Annotated in this window: 22 protein-coding genes and 1 pseudogene; 14 read left to right on the top strand and 9 right to left on the bottom strand. The window is 72.2% G+C overall.

Features of this window, described 5'->3' with window-relative positions:
* Window positions 1-61: 61 nt before the first annotated feature.
* From ACIQCZ_RS20120 to ACIQCZ_RS20100, 5 genes are all read left to right on the top strand, one after another.
* Window positions 62-1,120 carry an energy-coupling factor ABC transporter permease gene (locus ACIQCZ_RS20120; protein ID WP_402283802.1) on the top strand — a complete coding sequence of 353 codons (1,059 nt, stop codon included), beginning with the start codon at window positions 62-64 and terminating at the stop codon, window positions 1,118-1,120.
* 1 nt (window position 1,121) lies between these two features.
* The gene (gene cbiQ / locus ACIQCZ_RS20115; protein WP_402283801.1) at window positions 1,122-1,883 is read left to right on the top strand and encodes a cobalt ECF transporter T component CbiQ; all 762 of its coding nucleotides are present in this window, start codon (window positions 1,122-1,124) and stop codon (window positions 1,881-1,883) included.
* On the top strand, window positions 1,880-2,650 hold the full coding sequence (locus tag ACIQCZ_RS20110; RefSeq protein ID WP_402283800.1) for an energy-coupling factor ABC transporter ATP-binding protein: 771 nt from the start codon (window positions 1,880-1,882) through the stop codon (window positions 2,648-2,650). The genes cbiQ and ACIQCZ_RS20110 overlap by 4 nt, the downstream gene beginning before the upstream one ends.
* Window positions 2,651-2,716: 66 nt before the next feature.
* Window positions 2,717-3,880 carry a serine hydrolase domain-containing protein gene (locus tag ACIQCZ_RS20105; protein ID WP_402284175.1) on the top strand — a complete coding sequence of 388 codons (1,164 nt, stop codon included), beginning with the start codon at window positions 2,717-2,719 and terminating at the stop codon, window positions 3,878-3,880.
* Window positions 3,877-4,677 (top strand): SDR family NAD(P)-dependent oxidoreductase, encoded by an 801-nt coding sequence (locus ACIQCZ_RS20100; protein WP_402283799.1) that lies wholly within the window; start codon window positions 3,877-3,879, stop codon window positions 4,675-4,677. Before ACIQCZ_RS20105 ends, ACIQCZ_RS20100 begins: the two co-directional genes overlap by 4 nt.
* A gap of 32 nt (window positions 4,678-4,709) precedes the next feature.
* Here the strand turns inward: ACIQCZ_RS20100 and ACIQCZ_RS20095 are convergent, their stop codons facing one another.
* The gene (locus ACIQCZ_RS20095) at window positions 4,710-5,702 is read right to left on the bottom strand and encodes an Lrp/AsnC family transcriptional regulator (RefSeq protein ID WP_402283797.1); all 993 of its coding nucleotides are present in this window, start codon (window positions 5,700-5,702) and stop codon (window positions 4,710-4,712) included.
* A gap of 292 nt (window positions 5,703-5,994) precedes the next feature.
* Here ACIQCZ_RS20095 and ACIQCZ_RS20090 point away from each other — a divergent pair, with 292 nt between their 5' ends.
* The gene (locus tag ACIQCZ_RS20090) at window positions 5,995-7,539 is read left to right on the top strand and encodes an MFS transporter (protein WP_402284174.1); all 1,545 of its coding nucleotides are present in this window, start codon (window positions 5,995-5,997) and stop codon (window positions 7,537-7,539) included.
* Window positions 7,540-7,686: 147 nt separating this feature from the next.
* Here the strand turns inward: ACIQCZ_RS20090 and ACIQCZ_RS20085 are convergent.
* The 5 genes and pseudogenes from ACIQCZ_RS20085 to ACIQCZ_RS20065 all read right to left on the bottom strand — a co-directional run.
* Window positions 7,687-7,752: pseudogene (locus ACIQCZ_RS20085) on the bottom strand (DUF397 domain-containing protein); the annotation flags it as partial.
* Window positions 7,753-7,899: 147 nt separating this feature from the next.
* Window positions 7,900-8,751 carry an EamA family transporter gene (locus ACIQCZ_RS20080; protein WP_402283795.1) on the bottom strand — a complete coding sequence of 284 codons (852 nt, stop codon included), beginning with the start codon at window positions 8,749-8,751 and terminating at the stop codon, window positions 7,900-7,902.
* Window positions 8,748-9,245: a YbaK/EbsC family protein gene (locus ACIQCZ_RS20075; RefSeq protein ID WP_402283794.1), complete on the bottom strand. Its 498-nt coding sequence runs from the start codon at window positions 9,243-9,245 to the stop codon at window positions 8,748-8,750. Before ACIQCZ_RS20075 ends, ACIQCZ_RS20080 begins: the two co-directional genes overlap by 4 nt.
* Before the next feature lie 64 nt (window positions 9,246-9,309).
* The gene (locus tag ACIQCZ_RS20070; RefSeq protein WP_402283793.1) at window positions 9,310-9,504 is read right to left on the bottom strand and encodes a hypothetical protein; all 195 of its coding nucleotides are present in this window, start codon (window positions 9,502-9,504) and stop codon (window positions 9,310-9,312) included.
* A gap of 1 nt (window position 9,505) precedes the next feature.
* Window positions 9,506-11,140 carry a penicillin-binding transpeptidase domain-containing protein gene (locus ACIQCZ_RS20065; protein WP_402283792.1) on the bottom strand — a complete coding sequence of 545 codons (1,635 nt, stop codon included), beginning with the start codon at window positions 11,138-11,140 and terminating at the stop codon, window positions 9,506-9,508.
* A gap of 403 nt (window positions 11,141-11,543) precedes the next feature.
* On the opposite strand from ACIQCZ_RS20065, the gene ACIQCZ_RS20060 reads away from it, so the two are divergent.
* Both ACIQCZ_RS20060 and ACIQCZ_RS20055 read left to right on the top strand, forming a co-directional pair.
* Window positions 11,544-11,984, top strand: coding sequence for a hypothetical protein (locus ACIQCZ_RS20060; protein ID WP_402283790.1), 441 nt, complete (start codon window positions 11,544-11,546; stop codon window positions 11,982-11,984).
* A gap of 194 nt (window positions 11,985-12,178) precedes the next feature.
* The gene (locus ACIQCZ_RS20055; RefSeq protein WP_402283789.1) at window positions 12,179-13,729 is read left to right on the top strand and encodes an alpha/beta hydrolase; all 1,551 of its coding nucleotides are present in this window, start codon (window positions 12,179-12,181) and stop codon (window positions 13,727-13,729) included.
* Here the strand turns inward: ACIQCZ_RS20055 and ACIQCZ_RS20050 are convergent.
* The gene (locus ACIQCZ_RS20050) at window positions 13,726-14,211 is read right to left on the bottom strand and encodes a hypothetical protein (RefSeq protein WP_402283788.1); all 486 of its coding nucleotides are present in this window, start codon (window positions 14,209-14,211) and stop codon (window positions 13,726-13,728) included. The genes ACIQCZ_RS20055 and ACIQCZ_RS20050 overlap by 4 nt on opposite strands.
* Window positions 14,212-14,412: 201 nt before the next feature.
* Complete coding sequence (locus tag ACIQCZ_RS20045) at window positions 14,413-16,179, bottom strand: dolichyl-phosphate-mannose--protein mannosyltransferase (protein ID WP_402283787.1); 1,767 nt, start codon at window positions 16,177-16,179, stop codon at window positions 14,413-14,415.
* A 53-nt stretch (window positions 16,180-16,232) separates the two neighbouring features.
* Here ACIQCZ_RS20045 and rsmI point away from each other — a divergent pair, with 53 nt between their 5' ends.
* The 6 genes from rsmI (at window position 16,233) to ACIQCZ_RS20015 (ending at window position 21,233) form a co-directional block, all read left to right on the top strand.
* Window positions 16,233-17,129 (top strand): 16S rRNA (cytidine(1402)-2'-O)-methyltransferase, encoded by an 897-nt coding sequence (gene rsmI / locus ACIQCZ_RS20040; protein WP_351084728.1) that lies wholly within the window; start codon window positions 16,233-16,235, stop codon window positions 17,127-17,129.
* A gap of 159 nt (window positions 17,130-17,288) precedes the next feature.
* A complete protein-coding gene (locus ACIQCZ_RS20035) occupies window positions 17,289-17,663 on the top strand; it encodes a hypothetical protein (protein WP_376282097.1) in 375 nt (124 codons plus the stop codon).
* 105 nt (window positions 17,664-17,768) lie between these two features.
* On the top strand, window positions 17,769-18,635 hold the full coding sequence (locus ACIQCZ_RS20030; protein WP_391743125.1) for a TatD family hydrolase: 867 nt from the start codon (window positions 17,769-17,771) through the stop codon (window positions 18,633-18,635).
* 112 nt (window positions 18,636-18,747) lie between these two features.
* A complete protein-coding gene (locus ACIQCZ_RS20025) occupies window positions 18,748-19,257 on the top strand; it encodes a ubiquitin-like domain-containing protein (protein WP_402283784.1) in 510 nt (169 codons plus the stop codon).
* A gap of 177 nt (window positions 19,258-19,434) precedes the next feature.
* Window positions 19,435-20,343: a 16S rRNA (adenine(1518)-N(6)/adenine(1519)-N(6))-dimethyltransferase RsmA gene (rsmA, locus tag ACIQCZ_RS20020; RefSeq protein WP_402283783.1), complete on the top strand. Its 909-nt coding sequence runs from the start codon at window positions 19,435-19,437 to the stop codon at window positions 20,341-20,343.
* Window positions 20,340-21,233 (top strand): 4-(cytidine 5'-diphospho)-2-C-methyl-D-erythritol kinase, encoded by an 894-nt coding sequence (locus tag ACIQCZ_RS20015; protein WP_402283781.1) that lies wholly within the window; start codon window positions 20,340-20,342, stop codon window positions 21,231-21,233. The genes rsmA and ACIQCZ_RS20015 overlap by 4 nt, the downstream gene beginning before the upstream one ends.
* Window positions 21,234-21,250: 17 nt before the next feature.
* Here the strand turns inward: ACIQCZ_RS20015 and ACIQCZ_RS20010 are convergent, their stop codons facing one another.
* The gene (locus tag ACIQCZ_RS20010; protein ID WP_402283780.1) at window positions 21,251-21,388 is read right to left on the bottom strand and encodes a type II toxin-antitoxin system YoeB family toxin; all 138 of its coding nucleotides are present in this window, start codon (window positions 21,386-21,388) and stop codon (window positions 21,251-21,253) included.
* Window positions 21,389-21,460 lie beyond the last annotated feature (72 nt).

Below are 21,460 nucleotides of genomic sequence, written 5' to 3'. Positions count from 1 at the left end.
CATTGAGCGGTTCACGACACCGCCCGCAGCAACGCGGCATCGCAGGAAGCGGAGCCCCTCCATGCATGTACCCGACGGATTCATCAACGCGCCCGTCTCCGCCGCCGCCGGGGTCGTCGCCGCGGGTGCGGTCGCCGTCAGTCTGCGGGGCGCCCGGCGGGAACTGGACGAGCGCACCGCGCCGCTCGCCGGTCTCGTCGCCGCGTTCATCTTCGCCGTGCAGATGCTGAACTTCCCGGTCGCGGCGGGCACCAGCGGGCATCTGCTGGGCGGGGCGCTCGCCGCCATCCTGGTCGGGCCGTACACCGGGGTGCTCTGCATATCCGTCGTCCTGCTCATGCAGGGCGTCCTGTTCGCCGACGGCGGCCTCACCGCGCTCGGTGTGAACGTGCTCGACATGGGCATCACGACCACTGTCGTCGCCTACGCCCTCTTCCGCGGGCTGGTCGGCGTGCTGCCGCGCACCCGGCGCTCCGTGACGGTCGCGTCCTTCGTCGCCGCCCTGGTCTCCGTACCGGCCGCGGCCGGCGTCTTCACGCTGATCTACTGGATCGGCGGCACCACCGACATCCCGATCGGCAAGGTCTTCACCGCGATGGTCGGGGTCCATGTCCTGATCGGCATCGGCGAGGCCGTGATCACCGCGCTGACCGTCGGTGCCGTCATCGCCGTACGCCCCGACCTGGTCCACGGCGCCCGCGGACTCACCGCCCCGCTCAAGCTCCGGGTCGAGGGCGAACTCGTCGACGCCCCCGCCCGGCAGCCCGTCGCCCCCGTCGCCGCCCGCTCCACCAGGGGCGTCCTGGTCACCGGTCTGATCACCGCCGTCGTCCTGGCGGGCTTCGTCTCCTTCTACGCCTCCGCCAGCCCCGACGGCCTGGAGAAGGTCGCCGCGGACCAGGGCATCGACAGGAAGACCGAGGAACACGCGGCCAAGGACTCCCCGCTCGCCGACTACGGCGTCAAGGACATCGAGAACACCCGCGTCTCCGGCGGTCTCGCCGGAGTGATCGGCGTCGGTGCCACGATCGTGGTCGGCAGCGGAGTCTTCTACGCGCTCCGTCGCCGCCGCGCCACGGAGGCGACCGTCGCAACGCCGCGCACCGGGGAAACCGTCTGACATGGGCGCCGGACACGCGCACAGGCTCTACCGGCACGGGCACTCGCCGGTCCACGACCTGCCCCCGCACTGCAAGCTCGCCGCCGCCTTCCTCTTCGTCGTGGTCGTCGTCTCGACACCGCGCGAGGCGATGTGGGCGTTCGCGCTGTACGCGGTGCTGATCGGCGCCGTCACCGCGCTGGCCCGCATCCCCGCGCTCTTCCTGCTCAAGCGGCTGCTCATCGAGGTGCCGTTCGTGGCATTCGCGCTGCTCATGCCGTTCGTGGTGCCCGGCGAGCAGACCCATGTCCTCGGTCTCTCCATCAGCGTCCCCGGCCTCTGGGGCGCCTGGAACGTCCTCGCCAAGGGCACCCTCGGCGTCGCCGCCTCCGTACTCCTCGCCTCCACCACCGAACTGCGCTCGTTGCTGCTCGGCCTCCAAAGGCTCAGGCTGCCGTCGCTGCTCGTCCAGATCGCGTCCTTCATGATCCGGTACGGCGATGTGATCACCGACGAGATGCGCCGGATGTCGATCGCCCGCCGCTCCCGCGGCTTCGAGGCGCGCGGGATACGGCAGTGGGGTGTGCTCGCCAAATCGGCCGGCGCGCTCTTCATCAGGTCGTACGAGCGCGGCGAACGCGTCCACCTCGCGATGGTCAGCCGCGGCTACGCGGGTTCCATGCCGGTGATCGACGAGGTGACGGCCTCCCGGACCCAGTGGGCGCACGCCGCGGCACTCCCCGTCCTCGCCCTCGTCATCTGTCTGTTGGGATGGACCGTATGAGCACGCCCACCGCCCCCGCACCGTCCCTGGAAGTCAGCGGACTCGCCTACGCCTACCCCGACGGCCATCAGGCGCTCTTCGGGGTGAACCTGACGGTCGCCCGAGGCGAACGCGTCGCCCTGCTCGGCCCGAACGGAGCCGGCAAGACCACCCTCGTCCTCCATCTCAACGGCATCCTCGACGCCGGCGCGGGCACCGTCCACGTCGCCGGTCTCCCGGTGGACAAGCGCAACCTCGCCGAGATCCGCCGCCGCGTCGGCATCGTCTTCCAGGATCCCGACGACCAGCTCTTCATGCCCACCGTCCGCGAGGACGTCGCCTTCGGGCCCGCCGCCTCCGGACTGCGCGGCGCCGAACTGGAGGAACGCGTCACCGACGCGCTGCGGCAGGTCGGCATGGAGGAGTACGCGGACCGCCCGCCGCACCACCTCTCCTTCGGCCAGCGCCGCCGCGTCGCCGTCGCCACCGTCCTCGCCATGCGGCCGGAGATCCTCGTCCTGGACGAACCGTCCTCCAACCTGGACCCGGCCTCGCGCCGCGAGCTCGCCGACATCCTGCGCTCCCTGGACGTCACCGTGCTCATGGTCACGCACGACCTGCCGTACGCCCTGGAGCTCTGCCCGCGCGCGGTCGTCCTGAGCGAGGGCGTCATCGCCGCCGACGACCGCACCCAGGACCTGCTCTGCGACGAGGAACTGATGCGCACCCACCGTCTGGAGCTGCCCTTCGGGTTCGACCCGCGTTCCGTGACGGTGAACACGGGGTGACCCGCCCCGCGTTCGACCTGCGAGGGGATGCACCATGGGGGGATGAGCGGGAGCGCAGGAGCAGGCGTGGACGTACGGGGCACGGTGGCGGCCGGATTCGAACCGGTCAGGGACGCCTTCGTCCGTAACTTCGAGCAGCGCGGCGAACGGGGAGCGGCCGTCGCGGTCTACCGGGACGGCCGCAAGGTCGTCGATCTGTGGGCCGGCACGAGAGACGTCGACGGAGCCGAACCCTGGGCCGTCGACACCGTGCAGATCGTCCGCTCGGCGGGCAAGGGCATAGCCGCCGCCGTACCGCTGCTGCTGCATCAGCGCGGCCAGGTCGATCTGGACGCCCCGGTCGGCACGTACTGGCCGGAGTTCAAGGCTGCCGGCAAGGAACGCGTGCTCGTCCGCCACCTCCTCGCCCACCGGGCCGGAATCCCCGCCCTCGACCGCCCGCTGACGCCCTTCGAGGCGGCCGACGGGATCTCCGGTCCGCAGGCCGTCGCGGCCCAGCGCCCCCAGTGGGAACCGGGCACCGACCACGGCTACCACGCCCAGACCTACAGCTGGCTGATCGGCGAACTGGTACGCCGGGTCACCGGCCGCACCGTGGGCCGCTGGATCGCCGAGGAGATCGCCCGCCCGCTCGGCCTGGACTTCTGGTTCGGCCTCCCGGCCGACGAGGCGCACCGGGTGGGCCGCATCGGGCCCGTCGAACCCCCGGCCGCCGCGGGCAACGGCGGCGCCCTGCGGGTACGCCCCAAGCGGTCCGTCGTCGACGCGTACCGCGACCCGGAATCCCTCACCCGCCGCGCCTTCGGGGCCATCGACCCCCTGCCCGACGAGAACGACCCCGCCTACCGGACGGCCGAACTCCCCGCCTCCAACGGCATCGCCACCGCCCGGGCCCTGGCCCGCTGCTACGCGGCGATGATCGGCCCGGTCGACGGCCACCGCCTGTTCGCCCCCGCCACGCTCACCCTCGCCCGCACCGAGGAATCGGCGGGCCCGGACCGGGTCCTGGTCGTGAACACCCGTTTCGGCCTCGGCTACATGCTGCACGGCCCGGCGGCCCCGCTGCTGGCCCCCGGCTCCTTCGGCCACCCCGGCCGGGGCGGCTCGCTCGGCTTCGCCGATTCCGAGTCCGGCATCGCCCTGGGCTACGTGACGAACGGTCTGCAGAAGGGAGTTACCGCCGATCCCCGTGCCCAGGCCCTGGTCAGGGCAGTACGGTCGGCGCTATGACTCCTCCTCACCCTGCGGGTTCACGGTTCGACGGATACGGCGTTCTCATCACCGGAGCGGGCCAGGGCATCGGCGCCGCCACGGCCCGCCGACTGGCCTCGGAGGGCGCGCGCGTCCTGGTCACCGACCTGGACGGCGACCGCGCCGGACGCACCGCCGCGGCGATACGCGAGACGGGCGCGACGGCCGAGTCGCTGCCCTGCGACGTGGGCGACCGGGCCGCGGTCGAGGCCGCGGTGGCCCACGCCGTCGCCGCCTTCGGCTCCCTCGACGTCCTGGTCAACAACGCGTACGCCTGCGCCGCCGACGCACCGCTCTTCGAGGACGAGCCCGACGAGGCGTGGCAGCGCGACCTGGACATCACGCTCACCGGCCCCTACCGCTGCGCCCGCGCCGCCCTGCCGCACCTGGTCGCCTCCGGCCGGGGCGCGATCGTCAACATCGGCTCGGTCAACGGCGAACAGGACTTCGGCAACCACGGCTACAGCGCCGCCAAGGCCGGCCTGGGCAGCCTGACCCGTACTCTCGCGGGTCACGCGGGACCGCGCGGCGTACGCGTCAACATGGTCGCGCCCGGCACGATCCGCACGGACGCCTGGGCGGGCCGTGACGCCGAACTGTCCCGGGTGAGCGGCCTCTACCCGCTCGGCCGGGTCGGCGAGCCGGACGACATCGCGTCCGCCGTCGCCTTCCTCGCCTCGCGCGACGCGGCCTGGATCACGGGGACGACGCTACGGGTGGACGGCGGGCTCACCGCCGCGAACTACGGCTTCCGCCAGGCGGTTTCGGGGGCCTGACCGATACGGGCCCGGTCCGCCCCGCGCCCGGGTCAGGCGAGCGCGGGGTGGACGAGCCGCCCGTTGAGGATGAGGGAGGCGGCCTGCTTGAGACGGCGCACGCGCACACTGATCTCGTAGCCCCTGATGCCCTCGGTACGGGCGAAGCGGCCGCTGAGGTAGCGGTAGAAGTCCGGGGTGTCCTTGCAGATGACCACGGCCATGATGTTGTGCTTGCCGCTGATGGCCGCGGCGAAGGCGCACTCGTCGTGCCCGCTGAGCTCCTCGCCGATCTCCTGGAGCCGGGGCAGGTCGACCCGGAGCCAGAGGGTGGCGTTGAGCTCGTAGCCGAGGCGTTCGGGCACGGCGTCGATGTCGTAGACCAGCGAGCCGGTCGCTTCGAGGGCCTCCAGCCGACGGGCCACCCGCGGCTTGGACCAGCCGGTGGCCTCCGCGAGCCGGGTGTGGGAGGCGCGGCCGTCCTCCGCCAGAGCTTCGAGGAGCGGGCGGTCCTCCTCGGTCGGGGTGAGCGGGGGCCCGGCGGGGACGGGGCGCTCCGCGGTCAGCAGCCGCACCTGCTCGTCGGTGAGCGAGCCCTCCCGCCCGGTCCAGCCGGCCGTGTCCGGGGAACCGAAGGCGTGGACGAGGAGATCGACGTTCAGGTCGAGGACCGAGGCCGCCCGGGGAAGCCGCCGCAGCAGCACGTCGTCGCCGGCGGTCCCGGCGGGCGAACGGATGATGCAGATGATCTCCGAACCGCCCGACGCGATGCTCGTGTACGCGACCTCCGGCCTGCGGGCCAGGGAATCCGCGAGCGGCCCCACGGCGTCCGGGCGGCAGCGCAGCCGCGCGATCCACTCGGACCGGCCGTGGGCGGCGGGGCTGCTCAGCCCGACGACGCGGACGACGCCGCCGCGGCGCAGGGCGCCGTAGCGGCGCGCCACGGTCTGCTCGGACACCCCGACGACCTCGCTGAGGCGGCGGAAGGAGACCCGCGGCGAGCAGTTCAGCCCATGGATGATTTTGCGGTCCAGATCGTCAGGCATGGATGAATGATCACACAGGCGGCCCTCCGTCCGGAGGTTCCATGACGTTCGCCGGGATCGTTTGGGGATTCGTCGACGGTCGGGGCGAAGCTGGTCGACGGCTTTGCGGGTGATCCGGCGGACCGCGCGGAACGCGGTGGTACGCCGGTGCACCCGGGAGCGGGCGCACGCCGGACGGCGGTGCTCACATCGCAGCCGGTGCCCGTGCGGCACCCACCCCCGCAGCAGAAGGAACCTCTTCGTGAATTCCGCAACGACACAGGACAGATCAGGGCGGGGCGTCACGCTCGTCATGGCCTGCCTGGGCGTCTTCGTCGCCTACCTCCCCGTGACCACCGTGTCGGTGAGCCTGCCGGCCGTCCAGCGGGCCCTGGGCGCCTCCACGTCCCAGCTGTCCTGGGTCTCGGACGCCTTCGTGCTGCCGATGGCCGCGCTGATCCTGACCACCGGGGTGTGGGGCGACGTCCACGGCCGCAAGCGGGTCTTCCAGGCGGGCATGGCCTTCTGTGCGCTGGGCGCGGCGATCTCGCTGTCCTCGGACTCGGTGCAGGCCCTGTGGGCCGGGCAGGCCGTCTCCGGGCTGGGGGCGGCGGCGCTGCTGCCCACGACGCTGGCCCTGATCAGCCACGCGGTCCCCGACCACCGGGAACGGGGCAGGTTCATCGGCCTGTGGGCCATGTCCCTGATGGCCTCGCTCGCCGTGGGCCCGCTGATCGCGGGTGCGCTGCTGGAGCACGTCGCGTGGCGCTGGATCTTCCTCCTGCCCATACCGGTCTCCCTGATCGTGCTGGTCGTCGCGGCGTTCCTGCTGCCCGACTCGCGCGCCCCGCACGGCCGCCGGCTCGACTGGCCCGGACAGATCAGTGCGGCCGTCGCGGTCACCGCGGTCGTCTACGGCGTGATCGAGGGCGGCGCGGACGGCTTCGGCGAGCCCGCCGTGGTGACGGCCCTGGTGCTCGGCACGGTATCCGCGGCCGTGTTCGTCGCCGTGGAGCGCCGCAGCGCGAGCCCGATGCTCGACCTGGCACTGTTCCGCAGCCCGGCCTTCACCGCCACCGCCCTGGTCGCCATGATCAGCTTCCTCGGGCTGATCGGCTTCTTCTTCGTGCTGAGTCTCTACTTCGGCATGGTCCAGCACCTGACCACGATCGAGGCGGCGCTGCGGATGGTGACGGTGTCCGGGGTGGCCCTCGTCGTCGGCGCGCCCATCGGACGCCTGATGCACCGGGTCTCCGCCCGGGTCCTGATCACCACGGGCCTGGTTGTCGCGGCGGGCGCGATGCTCTCGCTGACCGGCGTCGACGCCCACACCTCCTACGGCTCGATCGTCTGGCGGCTGGCCTTGCTGGGCCTCGGTATGGGCGCCGTGCTCACCCCGATGACCGCCTCCGCGGTGTCCTCCGTCCCGTACCACCTGGCCGGGATGGCCGCCGCCGGGAACAACGCCTTCCGCCAGGTCGGTGGCGCCCTCGGCCCCGCCGTGCTCGGCGCCCTGCTGACCACCCGGGCCCTCGACGCACTGCCCGGCCGCCTCGCCGACGCGGGGGTGCCCGCCGAGGCCGGTGCCCGCGTCCTCGACACCGCCCGCGAGCAGGGACTCGGCGCCGTGGCCGGGCTCGACCTGGACGCCGCCACCGGACCGGCCCTGACCGCCCTGGGCGACTCCTTCCTCGACGGCATGCGGCTGTGCCTGACCGTCTCGGCCTCGCTCGCCCTGCTGGCCGCCCTCGCCTGCGCCGTGCTCCTGCGCCCGGCCGCCGGGCCGACGGCCCCGGCAGCCCCGGCCGCCGAGGCCGAGGAACTGCCGACCCGCCTGGCGCCGGTCCCGGCGAGCTGAGCCGCCGGACACACGGCCGCCCCGCCGTGCGTGGCACGGCGGGGCGGTGTGGGTGGATCCAGGTCGGACGGCGCCGAACTCCCCGTCCTTGACGCCCGCCACGAAGGCGGCGAAGGAGACGGGGGAGGCGTGCAGCACGGGGCCGCCCGGGTTCTTGGAGTCGCGGACGGGGACGATGCCGTGCGGGGCGGCGAGGCCGGCGGCAACCTCCACGCAGTCGCCACGCTCCCCTATGTCGAAAGCGCCACCTGGAGGATCAAGGGCGGCAACCCGTTCCTCGTCGCCCCCGGCACCGACTTCACGTACACCCTCTCCGTGCACCCCGATTGAACAAGGGGCGGAGCCGCAGGCGCGTCGTGCTCAACTCGTGTGCAGCATCAGCCCGATGCCGACCACCATCAGCCCCGCCGCCGCGATGCGCGGTGCGCCGAACCGTTCCTTGAAGAACAGCGTTCCTATGGCTGCGCCGACGATGATCGACGACTCCCGGAGCGCCGCGATCGGGGCCAGCGCCGCCCGGGTCTGGGCCCACAGCACCAGGCCGTACGCGGCCACCGAGAGCGCCGCCCCCAGCAGCCCGCGTGCGGCGAACGGCCGGAGCCGGGTGACGAGTTCGCCCCGGTGGCGGTAGAGCGCGTAGGCCGGGATGGCCAGTCCCTCCAGGATCATCAGCCAGGCGATGTAGCCGAGCGAGGTGCCGGAGGCACGCACCCCGACTCCGTCCACCGTGGTGTAACCGGCGATGGCCAGGCCGGTCGCGACGGCGGCCAGCAACGCCGGCCAGTCCGGCCGCCTGCCGGAGCCGCGGATGCCCCAGAGGGCGAGCCCGACCAGCCCCGCCGAGGCCACCGCGACGCCTGCCGTGGCCCAGCCGTCCGGGTGCTCGCCGACGAAGACGGCGGCGAGCACCGTCACCACCAGCGGCGCCGTGCCCCGGGCGATCGGATACATCTGGCCGAAGTCGCCCAGGGTGAACGAGCGCATCAGCAGCATCATGTACGTCACGTGCAGCGCGGCCGAGAAGAGGAGATACGGCCAGGCCCCGGCGGCGGGGAGGGGGACGAAGCAGGCCACCAGGGCACCGATCAGCACCCCGCCCCCGGAGATCAGCGTGAAGGAGAGGAGCTGATCCTTGATCGCGTGCGCGATCGCGTTCCAACTGGCGTGCGTGACCGCGGCGATCAGGACGGCGAGGGCGACCAGCGGCGTCACTTCGACTGCTCGCGCACATCCACCACGGTTCCGCCGGCGTGCGCGATCAGCGACTTGGGGTCGAGGGGGAAGACCGTGTGCGGGGTGCCCGCCGCCGCCCACACCACGTCGTGGTCCAGCAGCCCGCGGTCGGCCAGCACCCGGGTCCGCGTACGGTGCCCGAAGGGCGGTACGCCGCCGATGGCGTACCCGGTCGTCTCCCGGACCAGGTCGGCCCCGGCCCGCTTGACCTTGGCGGCGCCCAGTTCACCGCGTACGAGCTCCACGTCGACGCGTGAGGAACCGTCCATCAGCACCAGTACCGGGACACCGTCGGCCTCGAAGATCAGGGACTTGACGATCTCGCTGAGTTCGCAGCCGATCGCGGCGGCGGCCTCGGCGGCGGTACGGGTGGCCTCCGGGAAGCGGCGGACCTCGACATCGAGCCCCAGCTCCCGCAGGGCCTCGGCGAATCGGGGGTGGGCTTCGGCGGCGGTGGCATCGGAAGTGCTCATGCCCGCACGCTAGCGAATCCCGCGCGGGGCATGCGACGCGATTCCACGCCGACGGGAACGGCTGTCACCGTTCCCTGGCGTAGTTCACCACGCAGCCGACGGTCAGCAGCACCCCGAACACTCCGACGGCCAGCAGCCCGAGGACCTTGAGCAGCCCCATCCCGTCCGCCGCGCCCCTGACCGCACCCGCGATGCCGCCCACGGACGCGCACATTCCGAGCACGAACGTGCGCGACCCCCGGGGCCCGGCAGTAGTCATCTCACGGCCCCGCGCGCAGTACCGCCGCCACCACCGGGCCCGCCGCGTCGCCGCCGTGGCCGCCGGACTGGACGACCGCCGCGGCGGCCAGGTCGTTGCTGAAGCCGGTGAACCAGCTGTTGGACGTGGCCTGGCCGTCCACCTCCGCCGAGCCCGTCTTGGCGCCCTTGTCGCCGCCGACCGAGGCCATCGCGGCCTTGCCGGTCCCCCAGCTCGCGGTCTGGCGCATCATGTTGGTGAGCTGCTGGGACACGGACGGGGACAGTGACCGGGAGGCGGTGGCGATCTGCCGGCCGTCGAGGTCCCGGTCCACGAGGATCGGCTGGCGGAAGGTGCCGTTCTTCGCGGTGGCGGTGATGGACGCCATGGTGAGGGCGTTCATCTGGACGGTGCCCTGGCCGATGTACTGGGCGGCCGCCTCGCCCTGGGTCTCCTCGGGCACCTTGCCGTCGAAGGTGACCACGCCGGTCTGCCAGTTCAGGCCGATTCCGAAGACGTCGCGGGCCTCCTTGGCGAGCGCCGCGTCGTCCTTCGTGTCGTCGATCAGCTTGATGAAGGCCGTGTTGCAGGAGCGGGCGAAGCTGGTCGTCAGCGTGCCGTCGGGGATGGAGAAGCCGTCCAGGTTCTTGAAGGTGCGGCCGTAGTACGTCGCGGTCGGCGGGCATTCGATCTTCCGGTCGGCCGAGGCGAGGCCCTTCTCGATCAGCATCGCCGCCGTCACGATCTTCATCGTCGAACCGGGCGCCTGCGTGCCCTGCATCGCCGCGTTGAAGCCGGTGGCCGGGTTGTTGGCGACCGCGCGGATCGCGCCCGTGGACGGGCGGACCGCGACCACCGAGGCCCGGCTGAACTTCTTCACGGCCACCTCGGCCGCCGCCTGGGCGTCGGCGTCCAGGGTGGTCTGCAGCTTGCCCGGCCTGCCCTTGGCGAGGGTCAGCAGGGTCTTGTCGGCGCTGCCCGCGTCCGGGCTCTCGATCCAGGTCTCGATGCCCGCGGTGCCGCCGGCCTTCTCGCCGTACTTCTCGCGCAGGGTGTCCAGGACGGACCCCAGGGAGGGGTACTTCTCCTTGGTGAGCACCTTGCCGTTGTGGTCGACCGCCTCGATCGCCGGCGCGGACGCCTCGCCCGTCTTGAGCGACGCGCCCTTCGTCAGATCCGGATGGACCACGGAGGGAGCCCAGTCCACCAGCGGCCTGCCGGTGGTCAGGCCGCGCACCACGGTCAGTTCGGAGGAGTACGACCAGGGCTTGGACCTGCCCTCGAAGGAGACGGTCGCCTTCACCGTGTACGGCACCTTCGAGCCGACCGCCGGGCCGGGAGTGATCACGGCCTTGGTGACATGGGCGCTCTCGCGGTAGTCCGTCAGCACCGGTTCGGCCTCGGTCGCGTTGTTGGTGAGCTGCGACGCGACCGCCGCGTCACCGTTCGCCCAGGCCTTGAGGAACTTCTTCGACGCCTCGTCGATCTCCGCCTCGGTGACCGGCCCCGTCCTCACCTTCGCGGAGGTGGTCTCGGTGTCCGTGCCACCGCCCCCGCCGCCCAGCCCGTCCAGGACGTTGTACGCGCCGTACCCCACCCCGCCGACCACGACCGCGAACACTCCGCCGACTATCGCAACCTTCGCTCCACTGCGCATCCTTGCAGTCCCCCTCCCCAGGAGTTCCCCTTGAACACGTTCAAAGAGATGCTGCTGGGCACCCTACGGGACAGTGGTGACAGGCGAGATGGTTGTTATAGGAACGCGATACGTGGGGCATGAATGCACCGGTCGAATCCAGGCGTGCCGCACATATCGAGGCGTGCCGGTCTCGGAGCCAGGTGTCCGGCCGCATCCGGTCCCGCCCACGGCATGTGCGGATGTGACCCGGCCGGAAGTACGGGAGCGGCCGGGCACCGATGTACGGGTGGGCGAGCAATCGCAGCCGCCGTCTCTTCCGGATGCTGGACGCGCGACGCCGGGTATCCCTCCCCTAACCCCTAGGGGTCGGGGGATCCGCGCGCTGATCCGACAAGCCCGGAAGACAGGGGGCCGCGCCAAGTTGGCCCATGCGCCGGCCCGGCCCGCCACCGCCGCTCCCGAGGAGCCCGCCGCCGACAAGAACGTGGCCACCGGCCGGGCGCTCGACCCGCGCCGCTCCACCCGTACCACCGCCCGCGACACGGCCGAACTGCATGGGCCGATCACACCGGGCCCCTGCTGTCTGCGTGTGGGTGCGGACGGTGCCGGGGCGTCAACTGATCGACGCCGCCTTGTCGTTGGATTCCGTCTGCCGGTGTGGGCGGTCGCGAAGAGCGGCGGCCCGGTCGGCGTGGTGCGCAACAAGGCCGGCGTCGTCACCCACCCCGGCGGATGCCGGAACGCGGCAACCGTGTTCACCCGCTCCCGCCCGGGCGCCGACGACACAGCGATCGGCCGCGCCGTCGGCACTGCGGCCGTCTGTGCCATCGCCGCGCCGCGGGCCGGGGCGCCCACGGCGTGACGGCCGGAAGATGGCCGATCGGCCGCCTACCCGGACCGGTGAACGACAAGGAGCAGGACTCCAGCAGGACGTCGGTGCGTCGCCGTACGCCACGAGTCGGATCACGGGCCCATTCCCGCGCCGTACGAGGCACGAGTGGGGCGGAACAGAGACTGGAGGCGATCCGAGACACTGATTCTGTACAGAGGACTGGCATGGCTCTACGAGGCGGACGAACGATTTCCGCGCTGACGGTCGGCGCGGTGACGGCCGTGACGGCAGCGCTCACCCCCGTGACGGCGTTCGCGGCGGGGGATCCGCTCCAGCAGTACGCGCAGCAGAAACTCCGTTGGGAGCGCTGCGATACGGGCCGGCCGGCGGCGTTCGAGTGCGCGAAGGTCAAGGTGCCGCTGGACTACAGCGACCCCGGGGGCCGGAAGATCGACCTCGCGATATCGCGGGTCAAGGCGGGCAGTGCGAAGGAGCGGCACGGCGTGCTGCTGATGAATCCCGGGGGCCCGGGCGTTCCGGGGCTGACCATGCCCGTGGAGATGGAGCCGCTGCTGTCGGCGGAGGTACGAGAGCGGTTCGACCTGATCGGCTTCGACCCGCGCGGGGTCGGGCAGAGCTCGCCGATCGGCTGCGACCTCACGGGCGACGAACAGACCTTCCAGCACCCCTACACCGCAAGGACGTTCGCGAAGGACGTGGACCGGGCCCGGTCGGTGGCCGACAAGTGCTGGGACAAGGCGGGGGACGTACTGCCGCACATCACCACCCGCAACACGGCACGGGACATGGATGTCGTCCGGGCAGCACTGGGGGAGAGGAAGATCTCCTACTTCGGGTACTCGTACGGCACCTACCTGGGCGCCGTCTACACGCAGATGTTCCCCCAGCGCTCGGACCGGTTCGTGCTCGACAGCGCGCTCGATCCGGCGCTCGCGTGGCGAGGGATGTTCCGGGGATGGTCGGCGGGGGCCGAACTCGCCTTCACCCGGTGGACCGAGTGGGCCGCCGCGCGCAACGCCACGTACGGGCTGGGCACGACTCCGGCGGAGGTCCGGAAGACGTACGGGGAGCTCATCGCCCGCGCCGACCGCACGCCCGTCCCGACGGTGGGCGGGGCGCTCAGCGGCGGCGCCATCCGTTCCGAGTACGGTGCGTTCGTCCACGTCGCGACCGTCACCCCGTGGATCGTCGCGTTGAAGGCCGCGGCCGCGGGCGGACCGCCCGCGCCGGCCACGCCGACCGCGTCGGCAGTGTCGGCCAACTCGGCGGTTCCCGGCTCCGCCCCGGTACGGTCCGCCGACGCGGGGGCGGGGGCGTTCGGTGCGGACGTTCCGGCGGACAACCAGTCCGCCGCCGTGTGGGCCGTCTTCTGCGGCGACAGCCGCAGCTGGCCGCGCAACCCCGAGCAGTACCGCCGGGACGCGATCCGAGACCGAGCCGAGTACCCGCTGGCCGGCGACCTGGGGGCCAACATTCAGCCGTGCGCGTTCTGGAAGTCGGCGGGAAGCGAGCCGGCCACCGTGGTCAGCAACGACGTCAACGCGCTGATCGTGCAGAACCAGTGGGACCCGCAGGCGACGCTGGCCATGGCGCAGGGCATGCGACGGGCGCTGCACGGTGCGCGGATGGTCACGGTGGCCGGCGGTGAGGGCCACGGCGTGGTGGTGGCCGGCCCGTCCTGTGCGGACGCCGGTGTTATGCGGTACCTGACCACGGGCCGGCTTCCCGCGAAGGACCTGACCTGCGGCGGCTAGTGCCGGGACCGCATTGGTTCGTCGGGTTGGTCAGGCTGCGATCCTGAGAGGGCGTCCGCCGGCGGATGCCCGTCGAACGCTGTATCAACAAGCTCGACCAGTGGCGCGGCCCGGCCACTCTTCGATGCCCTGCGGGACAGGTGCGCGAGCAGCTGACCCGCGCCGACGGCCACGTAGAGCACGACCAGAACCCCGAGTCCGAGGTCCAGCCAGTCGTAGGCCGCGCCCCTGAAGAACGAGGCCCACGCCCTGGCCCCCGCGACGGATCCGGCAATCACCAGCAGCACCGACGCCACGGCGTACATCGCCTTCGCGGCCCTGGGCCGCCGCTCTTTGAGCAGTTCACCACCCGCGCCGAGCACGACCAGCGCGGCGAAGGCATCGTGCGGCTCCACACGCCCCGTCCCGATCGCGTCCACGATGTTGATCAGAACGCCGATCGACCCGACGACCAGGACACCTTGGGATATACGGCGGCTCATCAACCCTCGCCTTGTAGCCAAACCTCGTTCGTCGGCAATGAATCAATCTTCGCTGTCGATAGTGACACCCGCTCCCACCTAGGGGTTTGGGTGTCACGGCCCCCGTGACGGTGTCAGGTGTCATGCGGGTGTCAGAGCCGCTCCCTGGGCCGACCACCGGGCCGTCTGTGGGCCGTCCGCGGGCCGCCGATGGTCACAGCACTAGATCCAGGTGTCCAGCCACATCCGGTCCCGCCAGGAACCGTCGGGAATCGGCGTGCCCGTGTAGATCGGCCAGAAATAGATGAAGTTCCAGATGATCAGCAGCACCAGCACGCCCGCCGCGACCGCGCCCAGCGCCCGCCGCCGCTCCCCGGAGGGATCGCCGGACATCAGGCCGCGTTCCCTCACCGGCCCGGTATCCGCCCCCGGACCGAGCAAGGCGCCGATCATCATCGTCACCGCCAGACACAGGAACGGCACGAACACGACCGCGTAGAAGAGGAAGATCGTCCGCTCCTGGTAGAGGAACCAGGGCAGCCAGCCCGCCGCCACGCCGCAGGCGATGGCCCCCGCCCGCCAGTCGCGCCGGAAGAACCAGCGCCACAGCACGTACACCAGGGCGAAGCACGCCGCCCACCAGAGCAGCGGCGTCCCGATGGCCAGCACCTCGCGGGAGCACTTGCCGGTCTCCGACGCCGCGCAGCCCGGCTGCTCCTCCCAGAAGTACGAGACGGGCCGGCCGAGCACGATCCAGCTCCAGGGATTGGACTGGTACGTGTGGCCGGACGTCAGATTCACATGGAATTCGTAGACCTGGTACTCGTAGTGCCACAGGCTGCGCAGCCAGTCCGGCAGCCACGTCCAGTGGCCGCCCCTGCCCTCGGTCTGCGCCCAGTCGCGGTAGTAGCCCTTGCCGGTGACGATCCAGCCGGTCCAGGAGACGAGGTACGTGAGGATCGCGACCGGGACCGTCGAGACGAACGCCGGCAGCAGATCCCGCTTCAGCACCGCCGTGTACGGACGGATGGCCCCCGCCGTCCGCCGCGCGCCCACGTCCCACAGCACCGTCATCAGACCGAAACCGACCAGGATGTACAGACCGTTCCACTTGGTGGCGAAGGCCAGCCCCAGCATCAGACCGGCGGTGAGCCGCCAGGGGCGCAGGCCGAGGCGCAGATTCTCCGCGACCCCGGCATCGGGGCGCAGCACCCCCTCCTCGTCGACCGGCAGTGCGGCGGCGAGCCTGCGGCGCGCCCAGTCCCGGTCGATCAGCAGCGCGCCGAATGCCGCCAGCACGAAGAACATCAGCACCAGGTCGAGCAGCGCGGTGCGGCTCATCACGAAATGCAGACCGTCGACGGCGAGCAGCGTGCCGGCCAGGCACCCGAGGAACGTCGAGCGGAACAGGCGCCGCCCGATCCGGCACAGCATCAGCACCGACAGCGTGCCGAGCACCGCCACCATGAACCGCCAGCCGAACGGTGTGAAGCCGAAGATCTGCTCACCGAGGCCGATGATCCACTTGCCGACCGGCGGGTGCACCACATAGCCCGGATCCACCGGGACGTGCACCTTCGACGGATCGGCGAGGATCAGCTTGTCGATGTCCTTGGGCCAGTTGCCCTCGTACCCCTGGTTGATCAGCGCCCAGGAGTCCTTGGCGTAGTACGTCTCGTCGAATATCAGGGCGTGCGGACTGCCCAGGTTCCAGAACCGCAGCACCCCGGCGACCAGTGCCACCAGCAGCGGACCGCCCCAGGCGGACCACCGCACCAGGCGCGCGGCCAGGGGCGGGGACGTCCCGAGTACCGCCCACAGCTGGGCGCCGGGCCGGGCGTACGGCGGAACCAGCCGTTCACGCAGCCCGATCCCGGGCCGGGGCGAATGGCCGAAGCGGCGCAGCCGCTGCTGCCAGGAGGCTGCTTCTTCGCCGTGCGGTTCCCCGGCGTCTTCGCCCTGCCGGGCTTCGGGCGCAGTACTCGTCACCGCGCCATCGTAGGGAACGCATCTGTGCGAGTGCTGTCGCCCGTGCTGGGAGGATGACTCATGTGACTGGAACGACTGGAACGCTGGTACTCGCAGGAACCCCCATCGGCGATGTGGCGGACGCCCCGCCGCGCCTCGCCGCCGAACTGGAGACGGCCGATGTCGTCGCCGCCGAGGACACCCGACGGCTGCGCCGCCTCACCCAGGCGCTCGGCGTCCACACCACGGGACGGGTCGTCTCCTACTTCGAGGGCAACGAGTCGGCCCGGACGCCCGAACTCGTCGAGGCACTGACCGGCGGCGCCCGGGTGCTGCTGGTCACGGACGCCGGGATGCCGTCCGTCTCCGACCCCGGCTACCGGCTCGTGGCCGCCGCGGTGGAGAAGGGCGTCAAGGTCACCGCGGTCCCCGGCCCGTCCGCGGTGCTGACCGCCCTCGCCCTGTCCGCGCTGCCCGTCGACCGTTTCTGCTTCGAGGGCTTCCTGCCGCGCAAGGCGGGCGAAAGGCTGGGCAGACTGCGCGAGGTCGCCGACGAGCGCCGCACCATGGTCTTCTTCGAGGCCCCGCACCGGCTCGACGACACCCTCGCGGCGATGGCCGAGGTCTTCGGAGCCGAACGCCGGGCGGCGGTGTGCCGGGAGCTGACCAAGACGTACGAGGAAGTGAAGCGCGGCCCGCTGGGCGAGCTGGCGGCCTGGGCGGCAGAAGGGGTGCGCGGCGAGATCACCGTCGTCGTCGAGGGTGCGGCCGACTCCGGACCCGAAGAACTGGACGCCGCGGAGCTGGTGCGCAGGGTGCGGGTGCGCGAGGAGGCGGGGGAGCGGCGCAAGGAGGCCATCGCCGCTGTCGCCGCCGACGCGGGTCTGCCCAAACGCGAGGTGTTCGACGCGGTCGTCGCGGCAAAGAACGCGGCGCGAAACGGCCCTGCGGAGGGCAAAGGACGAGCCTAGAAGGCAAAGCGCGAGTCGCGCACCGAACCTTTCTGCCACGAGAAGGCCAAAAACGCTCCAACAGTCGACAGGGCCCGATGCGCTCCCGTCGGCAGGGGAGTCCACTGGACCGGGGACGCACTCTGCGGAGTGTTCGTCCGGCGGACAGAAGGAGCGGACATGAGCGAGATCGCAGCGACCACGGTGCACGAGGCGTACGCATTCGCCTGCATGAGGTGCGGACACGGCTGGGAGCAGGCCTTCGAGATAGAGCACCACGTCGACGGTTCCAACAACGGCTTCGTCATATACAAGGCGGACGGGGAACGGGTGCCCTCACCCCTCTCCACGCCGACCTGCACGAACTGCGGCGGGCACGTGGTCCGGATCATGCGGTCCGGCCGGGTCTCGACCGTCCAGAAGCTGCTCCGCGACCCCCAGTCGAAGCGGTCGGCGGGCAAGGGCGTCGACGCCCCGGAGGGCGAGGCCGCGGCCGTGGGCGCCGGGCACCACTGGCACCTGTCCGACCTGCTGCACCCCTTCCACCGCAAGTAGGGCGCCTTCCACCGCAGGCAGGGCGCCCGGCTTCCACCGCGGGCAGCGGTGCCCGGCTCCCACCGCGGGCGGGGTGTCCGGCGCGGTCCTCGTACGATCGTCCTCATGAGCCGTACCGAAGCCCCGCCGTTGCCGGAACCCCTCCGGGTACCGGTCGCCGATTCGCACACCCACCTCGACATGCAGGACGCGACCGTCGAGGAGGGCCTGGCCAGGGCCGCGGCGGTCAATGTGACCACCGTGATCCAGGTGGGCTGCGACGTGGCCGGTTCGCGGTGGGCCGCCGAGACCGCCGCCGCGCACGCGAACGTGCACGCGGCGGTCGCCCTGCACCCCAACGAGGCACCGCGCATCGTGCACGGGGACCCCGAGGGCCGGTCGCGGCAGGGGGCGCGGGAGGCGGGCGGAGAAGCGGCGCTGCACGAGGCACTCGCGGAGATCGACGCGCTGGCCGCGCTCGACCACGTACGCGGTGTCGGCGAGACCGGGCTCGACCACTTCCGTACGGGCCCCGAAGGCATGGCCGCGCAGGAGGAGTCCTTCCGGGCCCATATCGAGATCGCCAAGCGGCACGGCAAGGCGCTGGTCATCCACGACCGCGAGGCGCACGCGGACGTGCTGCGCGTCCTCGCCGACGCCGGCGCCCCCGAGCGGACCGTCTTCCACTGCTACTCCGGCGACGCCGACATGGCCCGGATCTGCGCGGACGCCGGGTACTTCATGTCCTTCGCGGGCAATGTCACCTTCAAGAACGCCCAGCCGCTGCGCGACGCACTGGCCGTCGCGCCGATGGAGCTGGTCCTGGTGGAGACGGACGCACCGTTCCTGACCCCCGCCCCGTACCGGGGACGGCCCAACGCGCCCTACCTCATCCCCGTCACACTGCGCGCCATGGCAGCGGTGAAGGGCGTGGACGAGGACACCCTGGCGTCAGCCGTCTTCGACAACACCGCTCGCGCCTTCGACTACTGACGACATGCGTCGATGACGGTGCGTGATCGCACCGTTTTGAAGAGTGACCGATGCTCCGCTATCGTCCCCGGGCGCCATCCGGCGACCGGCCGATCGGATCCTCGGGAGCGTCATGAGCAGTTCGAAGGGCAGCCACCGCGCGGTGCGTGGCAGAAGGCGTACGGTGTCGCCCGCCGCCCCCGTACCCGTCCCGTTCCATGAACGGCTGACGCTCGCCGTGCGGGTGCTCCACACTCCGACACTCGTCGGCCCGCGCGTCGTGCCCGCCCGGCCGTCGGTGCCCCGCGCCACCGGCGGCCGCGCTGCCGCGCGCCGGGCTGCCGCGCGCCGGTCCACCCACCACCGCAAGGCCACCCTCCGGCCCGAGAACCTGCGCCGCCTCGTCCCCCAGGCCCTCGTCCTGGCGTTCCTGGTCGGTGGCACCGCGGCGTTCATGGCCTGCGACAAGGGGGTGACGCTCGACATCGACGGCCGGACCCGCACCCTGCACACCTTCGCGACCGACGTCGGTGAACTCCTCGCCGACCAGGATGTCGTGCCCGCCGCCCGCGACGCCGTCACGCCCGCCCCCGGCAGCGCACTCGCCGACGGTGACGAGGTCGTCGTCCGGACGGGCGGGTAGTCGTCGTCCGGACGGGGAGGCAGTCGTCGTCCGGGACGGGCAGCGGAGGGCGCACAGGCGGCCCGGCGGGCGGGCAGGCCCCGGAACGCCGCGTCGGCCGGGCCCGCCCGCCGGGCGAGAGGCCTTTCGCGAGACGGGGGCGAGCCCCCGGCCGCACCGCGGCCGTAGGCTTACCGGGTGAGCACCACTGAGCCCGACGCCCTCCTGGGCCCCGCAGACATCCGCGAGCTGGCGGCCGAGCTGGGCGTACGCCCGACCAAGCAACGCGGTCAGAACTTCGTCATCGACGCCAATACGGTCCGCCGGATCGTGCGGACGGCGGAGGTCCGCCCCGACGACGTCGTCGTCGAGGTCGGCCCGGGGCTCGGTTCGCTGACCCTGGCGCTGCTGGAGGCGGCGGACCGGGTCGTCGCCGTCGAGATCGACGACGTGCTGGCGGGCGCGCTGCCGGCCACGGTCGCCGCCCGGATGCCGGGACGCGCCGACCGGTTCGCCCTGGTGCACTCCGACGCGATGCTGGTCCGGGAGCTGCCGGGCCCGGCGCCGACCGCGCTCGTCGCGAACCTTCCGTACAACGTCGCCGTGCCGGTCCTGCTGACCATGCTGGAGCGCTTCCCGTCCATCGAGCGGACCCTCGTCATGGTCCAGGCGGAGGTCGCGGACCGGCTGGCCGCCAGGCCGGGCAACAAGGTCTACGGCGTGCCGTCGGTGAAGGCCAACTGGTACGCGGACGTCAAGCGGGCCGGGTCCATCGGCCGCAACGTCTTCTGGCCCGCCCCGAACGTCGACTCCGGTCTGGTGTCGCTGGTCCGGCGCACCGAACCGGTCACGACGAGCGCGAGCAGGACCGAGGTCTTCGCCGTCGTCGACGCGGCCTTCGCCCAGCGCCGCAAGACCCTGCGGGCGGCCCTGGCCGGCTGGGCGGGCTCCGCCCCCGCCGCCGAGGCGGCCCTGGTCGCGGCCGGGATCTCTCCCCAGGCCCGCGGTGAGTCCCTGACGGTCGAGGAGTTCGCCGCCATCGCCGAGAACAAGCCCGCCGGGACCGCCGGGACCGATGACGACCAGCCCTCCGGGAGTGGCGAGTGAGCGTCACCGTCCGCGTCCCCGCCAAGGTCAACGTCCAGCTCGCGGTCGGCGCCCCGCGCCCCGACGGCTTCCACGACCTGGCCAACGTCTTCCTCGCCGTCGGCCTGTACGACGAGGTCACCGTCACCCCCGCCGACGGGCTGCGCGTCACGTGCTCCGGCCCGGACGCCGCGAAGGTCCCGCTGGACGCCACGAACCTCGCCGCCCGCGCCGCGATCGCCCTGGCCGGGCGGCACGGCATCGCACCCGATGTGCACATCCACATCGCCAAGGACATCCCCGTCGCGGGCGGCATGGCGGGCGGCAGCGCCGACGGTGCGGCCGCACTGCTGGCCTGCGACACCCTCTGGTCCACCGGCGCCACGCGGCAGGAGCTGCTCGACATCTGCGCGGAGCTGGGCAGTGACGTCCCGTTCAGCCTGGTGGGCGGTGCGGCCCTCGGGGTCGGGCGCGGTGAGCGGCTGACCCCGATCGACGTCGGCGGGACCTTCCACTGGGTCTTCGCGGTCGCCGACGGCGGGCTCTCCACCCCGGCCGTCTACGGCGAGTTCGACCGGCTCACGGCCGGTACGGACGTCCCCGACCCCGCCGCGTCCGCCACGCTCCTGGACGCGCTGCGGTCCGGAGACACCACCGCGCTCGCGGGCGCCCTGAGCAACGACCTCCAGCCCGCCGCGCTCTCGCTGCGCCCCTCGCTGGCCGACACCCTCGTCGCGGGCACCGAGGCCGGTGCCCTGGCCGCCCTGGTCTCGGGCTCCGGGCCGACCACCGCGTTCCTGGTGGCGGACGAGGAGTCGGCACGGAAGGTGGCCGAGGCGCTGATCGCCTCGGGGACCTGCCGGAACGCACGGGCCGCGGTGTCCCCGGCGCCGGGCGCGACGGTCCTCTGACAGGACGATGCCTGCCGCTACCGGCCGTAGTGGTTGCGGCAGGCAGCGATGCGGACCTTTTCGTCCACGACTTCGTGGATGACACGGTGCTCATCGGTGATCCGACGGGACCGGAACCCCTGGAAGCCGTGCTTCGGGAGCTCCGGTCCGCCCATGCCCTCGTGGGCGGCAAGGGCGAGCGGACGTCGCGTCCCTGTCGCCCCGTACCCTGGGAAGCCGATCGATCC

This window comes from Streptomyces sp. NPDC093149, from assembly GCF_044754145.1.
Classification (GTDB): domain Bacteria; phylum Actinomycetota; class Actinomycetes; order Streptomycetales; family Streptomycetaceae; genus Streptomyces.
Note: the sequence above shows the minus strand (reverse complement) of the source record. Positions and strands in the feature narration are given on the sequence as shown.